General features: G+C 65.5%; 10 protein-coding genes and 3 pseudogenes. 9 read left to right on the forward strand and 4 right to left on the reverse strand.

The genetic code is table 11. The features are described 5' to 3' along the window. Positions 1–765: 765 nt before the first annotated feature. Positions 766–1,203: a winged helix-turn-helix transcriptional regulator gene (locus tag ACFY16_RS42920; protein ID WP_390652668.1), complete on the reverse strand. Its 438-nt coding sequence runs from the start codon at positions 1,201–1,203 to the stop codon at positions 766–768. 141 nt (positions 1,204–1,344) lie between these two features. Here ACFY16_RS42920 and ACFY16_RS42925 point away from each other — a divergent pair, with 141 nt between their 5' ends. The 4 genes and pseudogenes from ACFY16_RS42925 to ACFY16_RS42940 form a co-directional block, all read left to right on the forward strand. Further along, positions 1,345–2,217 (forward strand): aldo/keto reductase family oxidoreductase, encoded by an 873-nt coding sequence (locus tag ACFY16_RS42925; RefSeq protein ID WP_390652669.1) that lies wholly within the window; start codon positions 1,345–1,347, stop codon positions 2,215–2,217. A 19-nt stretch (positions 2,218–2,236) separates the two neighbouring features. After that, positions 2,237–2,348: pseudogene (locus ACFY16_RS42930) on the forward strand (aquaporin family protein); the annotation flags it as partial. A gap of 171 nt (positions 2,349–2,519) precedes the next feature. After that, entirely contained in the window at positions 2,520–2,648 is a 129-nt protein-coding gene (locus tag ACFY16_RS42935) for a hypothetical protein (RefSeq protein WP_390652661.1), read from the forward strand. 393 nt (positions 2,649–3,041) lie between these two features. Then, positions 3,042–3,228: pseudogene (locus tag ACFY16_RS42940) on the forward strand (transposase); the annotation flags it as partial. On the opposite strand, the gene ACFY16_RS42945 reads toward ACFY16_RS42940, so the two are convergent. Then, positions 3,220–3,591, reverse strand: coding sequence for a helix-turn-helix domain-containing protein (locus tag ACFY16_RS42945; protein ID WP_280854449.1), 372 nt, complete (start codon positions 3,589–3,591; stop codon positions 3,220–3,222). The pseudogene ACFY16_RS42940 and the gene ACFY16_RS42945 sit on opposite strands and share 9 nt — an antisense overlap. Positions 3,592–3,665: 74 nt before the next feature. Between ACFY16_RS42945 and ACFY16_RS42950 the strand changes: the two genes are divergently transcribed. The 3 genes from ACFY16_RS42950 (at position 3,666) to ACFY16_RS42960 (ending at position 5,678) form a co-directional block, all read left to right on the forward strand. Further along, positions 3,666–4,349: an NADPH-dependent F420 reductase gene (locus tag ACFY16_RS42950; protein ID WP_390652662.1), complete on the forward strand. Its 684-nt coding sequence runs from the start codon at positions 3,666–3,668 to the stop codon at positions 4,347–4,349. A 230-nt stretch (positions 4,350–4,579) separates the two neighbouring features. Continuing rightward, complete coding sequence (locus tag ACFY16_RS42955) at positions 4,580–5,419, forward strand: IS5 family transposase (protein WP_390652663.1); 840 nt, start codon at positions 4,580–4,582, stop codon at positions 5,417–5,419. Between the two features lie 97 nt (positions 5,420–5,516). Further along, the gene (locus tag ACFY16_RS42960) at positions 5,517–5,678 is read left to right on the forward strand and encodes a hypothetical protein (protein WP_390652664.1); all 162 of its coding nucleotides are present in this window, start codon (positions 5,517–5,519) and stop codon (positions 5,676–5,678) included. A 190-nt stretch (positions 5,679–5,868) separates the two neighbouring features. Here the strand turns inward: ACFY16_RS42960 and ACFY16_RS42965 are convergent, their stop codons facing one another. Next, on the reverse strand, positions 5,869–6,975 hold the full coding sequence (locus ACFY16_RS42965; RefSeq protein ID WP_390652665.1) for an LLM class flavin-dependent oxidoreductase: 1,107 nt from the start codon (positions 6,973–6,975) through the stop codon (positions 5,869–5,871). Between ACFY16_RS42965 and ACFY16_RS42970 the strand changes: the two genes are divergently transcribed. Beyond that, the gene (locus tag ACFY16_RS42970; protein WP_390652666.1) at positions 6,931–7,719 is read left to right on the forward strand and encodes a helix-turn-helix domain-containing protein; all 789 of its coding nucleotides are present in this window, start codon (positions 6,931–6,933) and stop codon (positions 7,717–7,719) included. The genes ACFY16_RS42965 and ACFY16_RS42970 overlap by 45 nt on opposite strands. Positions 7,720–8,046: 327 nt before the next feature. On the opposite strand, the pseudogene ACFY16_RS42975 reads toward ACFY16_RS42970, so the two are convergent. Further along, positions 8,047–8,274: pseudogene (locus tag ACFY16_RS42975) on the reverse strand (hypothetical protein); the annotation flags it as partial. Positions 8,275–8,320: 46 nt separating this feature from the next. Here ACFY16_RS42975 and ACFY16_RS42980 point away from each other — a divergent pair. Further along, complete coding sequence (locus ACFY16_RS42980; RefSeq protein WP_390652667.1) at positions 8,321–8,704, forward strand: hypothetical protein; 384 nt, start codon at positions 8,321–8,323, stop codon at positions 8,702–8,704. Positions 8,705–8,837: the final 133 nt, after the last annotated feature.

The raw sequence follows: 8,837 nt of genomic DNA on the forward strand, positions 1-8,837 counted from the left end.
GTCAGTTGCACTCGTGTCATGCAAGAAGATCTACCGGTCCAGACCTCGCCGCGAGGGCAATCCCACAGATTGATCGCGACTCGATACGCGCCCTAATCCACAGTCTCTCAGGCTGCCTGGCGATGACCGCACTCGCGGTACTTGCCCGCCGCCTGCCGCATGCGCAGCAGTCAACTGTCATGTCCACGGCAGTCCGAAGTGACTGCACCCGCCGGACGGCCAGCAGGGCGGTCGGCAGGCGCGCTCAAGGCACAGCAAAACCGCGGAGTTCACCACGCCCGAAGGAGGAGGGTGGCATGAACGCAACAGATGTCCTGACGATGACCGCCGAGGGCGGAGTCATCGGCGACGGGCGGACGGGGGCCAGCCTGGCCCTAGCCCGACGCAGGTCCAATCGTCGAGAACCCGACTCTGGTCGTGACCAGCGGCTTTTGACAGATCGTCTGGATGGCGATGGACCTTGGCGCGTGCCGTGGCAGTGAGAAGAACTGTCTGGAGGAGCCGATGAGCGCCCAGTCCGATCACGCGTCCGTCCCACTGGCACCGATCGCGCCGACCGCAGCCGCGCAGTTGCTCGCTCAACGTCGGGTCAGCGCCCGGGCCGCCGCTTGGGTGTCGGCGTTCGAGCTGGACTGGTCGCGGGCGCTGGAGGACTTCTCTGCCAGGTCGGTCTGTTCAGATTCGGCGCGATGACCGCCGAGGGAATTCAGTCCTGTTGATCCTGAGGGTGTAGCTCCGCACATGGGGAGATATTGGACGGTTCGATCAGGAGGTGCGGGCGTCGTAGTTCTCGCGGTTTGCGAGGACCTCGGCCATGTGTGTCTGCGCCCAGTTTCTGAGCCCGCGCGTCATGTGGTGGAGCGAGAGGCCGAGGTCGGTCAGCTCGTAGGAGACGGTGACGGGGACGGTTGGCGTCACGGTGCGGGTGAGCAGACCATCGTGTTCCAGCGACCGTAGCGTCTGGGTCAGCATCTTCTGGCTGACCCCGGCCAGAAGACGGGAGATCTCGGAGTAACGCATCGCCTTCGGAGCGTCTGCGTGTGCTGCACCGGGGGGTCCAGGGTCGTGGTCGCCGCCCAGCGCACACAGGATCAGGACGACCCACTTGTTCGAGATTCGGTCGAGTAGCTGTCGGCTGGGGCATTCTGCGAGGAAGGCATTGTACTCCACCTTGGCCTGAGCCCTCTTCTGGGCCGCCTTCATCGTCGCCACTGATCGCACCTCTCACCGATGGGTGGGTTACGCACTCCAAAGTGCCTACTTCCCGGCAGGAAGTTTCTCTCCAATGCTGAGGCAGTCAGGCAGCAGACGCCACCCCTCAAGTGCACGACGAAAGGCAACATGATGAGCACACCCTCCCTCTCCCTTCCAGGCGGCACCTGGACTCTGGGTGACCTGACCGTCACCCGGTTCGGCTACGGCGCCATGCAGCTGGCCGGCCCGTGGGTGATGGGGCCGCCGGCCGATCGCGAGGGTGCCGTGGCCGTTCTGAGTGAAGCGGTCGACGTCGGTATCACCCACATCGACACCAGCGACGCTTACGGGCCGCGGGTCACCAACGAGTTGATCCGCGAGGCACTGCACCCCTATCCCGAGTCGCTGCACATCGTGACCAAGGTGGGCGCGACCCGCGACGAACGGGGTGGCTGGCCCACGGCTCGGCGGCCCGAAGATCTGCGTCGCCAGGTCCACGAGAACCTCGAGTCCCTCGGGCTCGACGTACTCGACCTGGTCAACCTCCGACTCGGCAACGCCGACGGTCCCCAGCCCGGCTCGCTCGCCGAGGCGTTCGAGACGCTCGTCGAACTCCAGCAGCAGGGCCTGATCCGCCACCTCGGGGTTAGCAACGCCACCGAGGAGCAGGTCACCGAGGCACAGGGCATCGCGCCGATCGTGTGCGTGCAGAACATGTACAACCTCGCCTACCGCCACGACGACAAGCTCATCGACCGGCTCGCCGACGACGGCGTCGCCTATGTGCCCTTCTTCCCCCTCGGAGGCTTCACCCCGCTCCAGTCCTCGGCGCTCTCGGCGGTCGCCGCTCGACTGGGGACGACCCCGATGTCTGTCGCACTGGCCTGGCTGCTGCAGCGATCACCGAACATCCTGCTCATCCCCGGCACGTCCTCGAGGGCGCACCTGCGCGAGAACATCGCCGGCGCGGGACTCTCCCTCTCTCATGAGGACGTGACCGAGCTGGACGACATCGGCCGCTGAATGCCCCGGAGCTGAGGTCGTGGCCGGCTCCGGAATCCGGGCCGCGGCGTTGACCCCGGGGCATCGGCGTGCAGCTGCTGGCGAACTCCCTTGCGACTGTGTTCGGGCTGGGAGTGCTGATCTCGCTGCTCAGGGCCGGTCTTTGGCGTCGTCCGCCCGATCCGTGACGAGATCGAGCGGCGACGCAGCGGTGGCCTGCTGAGCGAGCTGCTGCCCGACCGTCCCTGAGCCCGGGCCGCACGAACAGCCCGGCATCGCCGCAACCGAGCGAGGCCTTGGAGATCGACGGTTGGCTCCTGGAAATGCGGACCCAGACCGGCATCCGCTGGGACAAGGCCGAAGTGGTGCGTGAGCTGCTGCGTATGGCGCGCACGCCCGACAACCTCCTGCGCGACGCGCTGATCGGCCGCGCCCAGAGAGCCGGCGCCTGACGTCCGATGCGTTCGCAAGTCTTCACTGACCTACATCAGAGAAATTCAACAGAATTAGACGCCGGAGTCTATTTAGTCAATGGGCCGGATAACCTCGTCAGGACGCCCGCGGGTACCAGTCGGGAGGCAGGCTGAGCCCTGCGGGGAGAGGCTCCCGTGCGCCGGAACAAGGCCTGATGGCGGCCGACCCCTAGCCGCAGACATGTCGACCGTGCCGCTGGTGAACTTCGCATCATGGAAGTCGACCGCACTGTTGTCGGTAAACGTCGCGCCGCGGAAGTCGACTGTGCTGTCACCGGTGAACTCCGCTCGGCTGAATAGCGCATCGCTGTTGCCGGTGAACACCACGACAAGTACCGCCGCCTGGTCTGGGACCTCGGCGTGAAGCGGCTGATCGCCCGCCGCGGCACCGAGCACGGCTCAGGCCTGGGCACCCAACGCTGGGTCGTGGAACGCGCATTCGCCCACCTGCACTGGTTCCGCCCTGCGGATCCGCTGGGAGATCCGCGATGACATCCACGAAGCTTTTCTCACCTTGGGCTGCGCGCTCATCTGCTGGCGACGGCTGCGCTCACTCTGAGGGGCACTGGGCGGCGGTGCATTCGGCTTCCTGGGCTGCCATGACCTCATCGCCATGCTCGAAGGCCCACGCTCCGACTGCGTCGATGGGCGCCAACAAAGTCCGGCCCAGGGCGGTGAGCTGGTAGTCGACGCGCGGTGGCGCTCCGGGGTGTGCCCGCCGCTCCACCAGTCCGTTGGACTGCAAGCGCCGCAGAGTCTCAGTGAGGACCTTGGAGCTGATCCCCCCGATCCGCTCGCGTAGTTCGACCGGACGTCTGGGACCGTCGCGCAAGGCCCAGAGCACCACGGCGTTCCAGGTGTTGGACAGGAGGTCGAAGGCCAGGCGAGCACGGCAGTCGGCGAGGAAAGCGTCGGTCGTCACGTACCAAATGGTGCCCGACAGGCCCTCTAGCGTCGTTGCGAGTGGTCCAAGCGGGTCGTGGGAGGAAATGCGTGATGAGAATCGGCGTACTGGGCACGGGCAACATGGCGGACGCGCTCGCCACCCACTGGGTCCGGGCCGGGCACGACGTGGCCGTCGGAGGTCGGAACATGCACAAGGCCGAGCGACTCGCGACGCGCCTCGGGGGCAGCGCGAAGCCTGTCAGCCTGCGTGCGGCGGCCGAGTTCGGTCAGGTGGTGCTGGCCGCGCTGCCCTTCGGCGCAGGTACGAGCGTGGTGCGGGAATTACGAGCGGCCATGGACGGCAAGGTGCTGATCGACTGTTGCAATCCGGTCGGCCCGGGCTTCCGGCTGCTGACACAGAGCGGCCTCTCGGCCGCACAGCAACTGGCCGCGGCGGCACCAGGAACCCATGTGGTCAAGGCGTTCAATCTCTGCCACGAGGACGTGTGGCGTATGTCGCCGCCCATCTTCGACGGGCGCCGACTGGCCGTTCCGGTCTGCGGAGACGACGAAACAGCTCTCGCTCTCGTACACCAGTTGGTGCGCCATGTCGGCTGCGAACCCGTGGCCGGCGGCTCTCTCGAACGAGCCGGACTCCTGGAAGCGACCGCGGCACTCTTCATCGGGTTATGGATCGGAGAGGGAGCCGATGCCCAAGCCATCGCACCCCCGCTGGCCTATGCCGCCGGACCGAGAGACGAGGAACCACAAACCGCCGAAAAGTCTTTTCGCTAGGAGTTCTAAGTGGGCATTTAGAGATGCTCTATGCCGGTAAGTAACTTTCATGGCTGTCAGGCTTGAGGTGTTTGCCCTTTACGTGCACCCTCGCGCCCATCGATCTGCGAACTTGGCTGCCCGTTTGCTCCGGTTCTCGTGCACGAAGTCCGTCTGGTTTGAAGATCAGACAGAAACGCCCAGCAGTAGCGGAACGGAACCGTCCGCCGCATCCATGATCACGCTACGGCGTGAGCCAGCGGAAGCCGTACCCCAGCGACCTGTCCGACGCCCGATGGGCCTTAATCGAGCCGACGTTGACGGCCTGGAGAAAGGCCCGGCTCGACCGCAGGCCCACCGGGCAGCCGGCCAAGGTCGACCTGCGCGACATATTCAACGCACTCCTCTACATCAACCGCACCGGAATCCCCTGGAAATACCTCCCGCACGACTTCCCCAATCACGGCACGGTCTACGCCTACTACGCCGCCTGGCGCGACGAGGGAATCCTCACCCAGCTCAACTACGACCTGACCGGCCTGGCCCGCGTGAAGGAAGGACGCAAGCCCGAACCGACCGCTTCCGTGATCGACACCCAGAGTGTGAAGACCTCCACCAACGTGCCCCTGACCAGCCAGGGAACCGACGCCGCCAAGAAGATCGTCGGCAGGAAACGGGGCATCCTCACCGACACGATCGGACTCATCCTCGCCGTGACTGTCACCGCCGCGAGCCTGTCCGAGAACGCCGTCGGAATCCAGCTCCTCGACCAGGCCAAGAAGACCTACCCGACCATCTCCAAGAGCTGGGTCGACACCGGCTTCAAGAACGCCGTCATCGAGCACGGCGCCAGCCTTGGAATCGACGTCGAAGTCGTCAACAGAAACCCGGGAGTTCGCGGCTTTCACGTTGTCAAAAGGCGCTGGGTTGTCGAACGAAGTATTGGTTGGATCATGCTGCACCGGCGCCTCGCCCGAGACTACGAGACCCTGCCCGCCAGCTCCGAGGCCATGATCCACGTCGCCTCGATCGACAACCTCACCAAGCGCATAACGGACGAGACGACACCCACCTGGCGAGGTACTTACTAGGACATAAAGGGCAATATGCCTAGACCAAACGCCCTCTAAGTGCTGCTCAAACCGGCATACAAACGCTGCTGCTTGAAGTGAACGAAGCCAGTCCGCGTTGTATCCCAGCCTCAACCGCATCAACGACTACCTGGTGTGGTGGCTCGTCCGCAAGTACAAGCGGTTCAAACGGAAACGAGCCAGGGCGCGAGAAGCCCTGAGCCGTCACGCCAGGCGGTTCCCCGGACTCTTCGCCCACTGGAAGTTCGTCAAGCCGTGACCGTGAAATGACTGGACGATGGGAGCCGTGTAAGCCGAGAGGTTTACGCACGGTTCTGAGAGCGGCGGCGGGTGAAACTCCCGCCGCCGACTCACCCGGGTTTCGGTGTGCACTGGTCGCGGCCTGTAGCTGTCGATGTTGATCTCTTGTGATCTTCTGGCGACCGCGCTCCTGGCTGAGCACCGACTGCTCATGACTTTTCCGATCTGGAGGCGTGATCCGCAGACGCGTGTACGGCGGGGATCAGAGTGGCGATCCGGTCGAGCTGGTCGCGCTGAGCGGCCAGGTCCAGGGCCCCGAGGCGGGTGACGATGTGCCGCGCGCCGGCGGCGACGTACTGCCCCAGGTTTTCGAGGACTTGGCCAGTGGAGCCGGTGATGACCGCCTGGATCTTCTCCAGCTCCGTCAGTGGCATGCTGTAAGTGGCCCGCGCGTAGGCGTCCAGTGCCCGGCGGCCGCTCTCGATGTCGTCGTCGATCCGTACCGTGACGAATAGCGCGGGGGTGATGTCCTCAGCCGCGCGGCCCGCGTCGGCCGCCGTTTTCCGTATGCTCCGGAGGCCGGACGCGTAGTCGGCCGGGTCGGGAGGGTAGGGCAGCCATCCGTCGTACATCCGGCCGGTGCGGACCAGCGCTGCGGGGGTCGCACCGCCGAGCCAGATGGGCGGGCCGCCGGCTCGGGACGGCCTGGTCGCGGGCGGAATGTTGTCGAACTGGAGGATCTCACCGTGGAAGGAGTCGGCGCCGCTCCACAGAGCCCGCCACAGCGCAACCGTCTCGTCCAGCCGGGCGAAGCGCCGTTCCCACGGCACCTCGGACAGCGTGTAGAAGGGACGCCCAAAACGACCGGGGAAACCCGCGCCGACGGTCACGGTAAGTCGTCCGCCGGACAGTAGGTCGATGGACGCCAGGGATTGTGCGGCCTGGATCGGCCGGCGCAGGAACGGCAGCAGCGCGCCTGTTCCCAGGGTTACGTTCTCGGTAGCCGGGGCGAGCGCTGCCAGCATGGTCAGCGCCTCGATGCGCGGGCTGATCAGGGAGTCATTGACGAAGAGCGAGGAAAAGCCGAGGCGTTCGGCCTGACGGCCGAAGGCGACCAGCTTGCGAGGGTCGTCGGCCTCGCCCCGCTGGGCGGTGCCGGTCGGAAGCAATACACCGATGTCCATGCCGACGACCCTCACAGCCGGCTCGGACGGCGACAATTCCTCGCAGGGAATGGCCTGGACCCTACCGATGCCGTTACAACGGTCCTCGTGGACTTTCCTCGTGCACTCCGCGAACGTCGTACTCGCCGTCATCTCAGTCAGTTGGAACTGGCGTTACGGGCGGGCACCACCCAGCGGCACCTCAGCTTCATAGAATCCGGCAGGTCCGTCCCCGGCCGTGACATGGTCGTACGCCTGGGCGAGTCGCTCGAACTGCCGCTGCGGGAGCGCAACGAGTTGCTGCTGGCCGCGGGGTTTGCGCCGGTCTATCCCGAGAGCTCGCTTGATGACCCGGTGCTGGCCCCCGTGCGCACGGCGATCGAGCACATCCTGCGCGGGCACCTGCCGTATCCGGCACTGGTCATGGACCAAAGAGGTGACCTGATCGCCGCGAACAGTGCCTTCGACGTGGTCACCGAGGGGGCCGCACCGGAGCTGGTCGGCCCGGGCAGGAACGTCTACCGTCTCGCGCTGCATCCCGACGGCCTGGCGCCGCGCATCCGCAACCTCGCCGAGTGGGCCCGCCACATCCTGGTCCGCCTCGGCCACCTGGAGGAGCTGCGTGCCGAGCTCGCCGGGTACGTCCCCGAGGTGGAGCCTTCCGCTGGCCAACTCGGTTTCGCGGTGCCGCTGCGACTGCGGTCCTCGTACGGTGAGCTGCACCTGATGACGACGGTGACGACCTTCGCCACTGCCGTCGACGTGACACTCGCTGAGCTGAAGCTGGAAGCGTTCCTGCCGGTCGACCCGGCATCCGCTGAGGCCCTCTCGGCAGCCGCCGCAGCCATGGACCTCGCGGCTTCGGGTCATGCCCCGGGAAGATGTAGTCGGCCTTGATCCGGCCGTCGCCGAGCACGAGAATCTCCAAGCCACCACCCACCACGTCGCCGGTTTCGGCGGACACCGCGTCCGAGCCGAACGTGACCATGCCGTGGAGGCGTACGGCATCGAGGCGCGGCCGGAGGATGAATCCCTTCTTCACGAAGGTCCTGGGCGACCCGCCGAAGAACGTCCCGCGAGGCAAGCACCACTGATCACCCGCAGTATCCGCCCCCAGACGGCCAGCAGCCCGAATGCGCACGATCCACCGACGCCGGCGTTGCTCACCTCACCCGGATTCCGGCGCTCTGGCAGGCCAGACTGCGCACGGACCCGCGGACCCTACAGCCGGTCCAGCAGCGACGCGTTCGACAGGATCACTCCGCACGGATGCATCGCGTAGCCGCGGGGCAGCGCGTCCAAGCCTTCGGCGAGCTCCCACAGCGGCCCGAACTTCCCGGCTTGGGAGGCGAGTTGCCGCAGCTCCGGCAGTTCGGCCAGGGCGCCGCGGATGTCCCGGGCCCGGATGTGCGGGAAGCTCTTGGCGATCTCGCTGACGACCTGCGGCGGAATCCGGCCATAAAAGTTTCGGAGGTAAAAGATGGACGTTGTGTGGTCCATGACATCGGTGCAATCAGCACGCTTCGATTCCACCGAGAGGCGCTCGGAACTGCGTGACCTTGTGAGCGCTTTCAGGGAACTGCGAGCCAGTGGTCAGGGGCATCTGGAAGTCAATTTGCCGGACAGTCTGTACCCCTATTTGACCCTCAGTTTCCTGGGTGATCTTGCCGTCATTCATCTCTTCACCTCCGAGGACAGTGTTTCCCTTCTTGTTGGGGATGGCTCTGTTTCCCCGGAGGGAGAAGCCGACGTTCCGGTCATGGACGATCTAGGAACCTTCACAGGTGACTTCGTCATGGGAGTCGATCGCGCATGGGATGTTATGGAGAATTTCGTCCGAGCGGGAACGGTCGAAGGGCTCGGAGAGTGGTGTGAGCTGTAGCAAAATTTAGCCTCGAAGTTTCGTGACGGTCCGCCGACCTAGGGCGTGTATCGAAAGTGGATCTCGAGGTGAGATGATCTTGCTTCGTGGCACGTGGAGATCTGACGGATGCGCAGTGGGCCCGCATGGACCC

The organism is Streptomyces sp. NPDC001315, assembly GCF_042896175.1.
Lineage (GTDB): Bacteria > Actinomycetota > Actinomycetes > Streptomycetales > Streptomycetaceae > Streptomyces.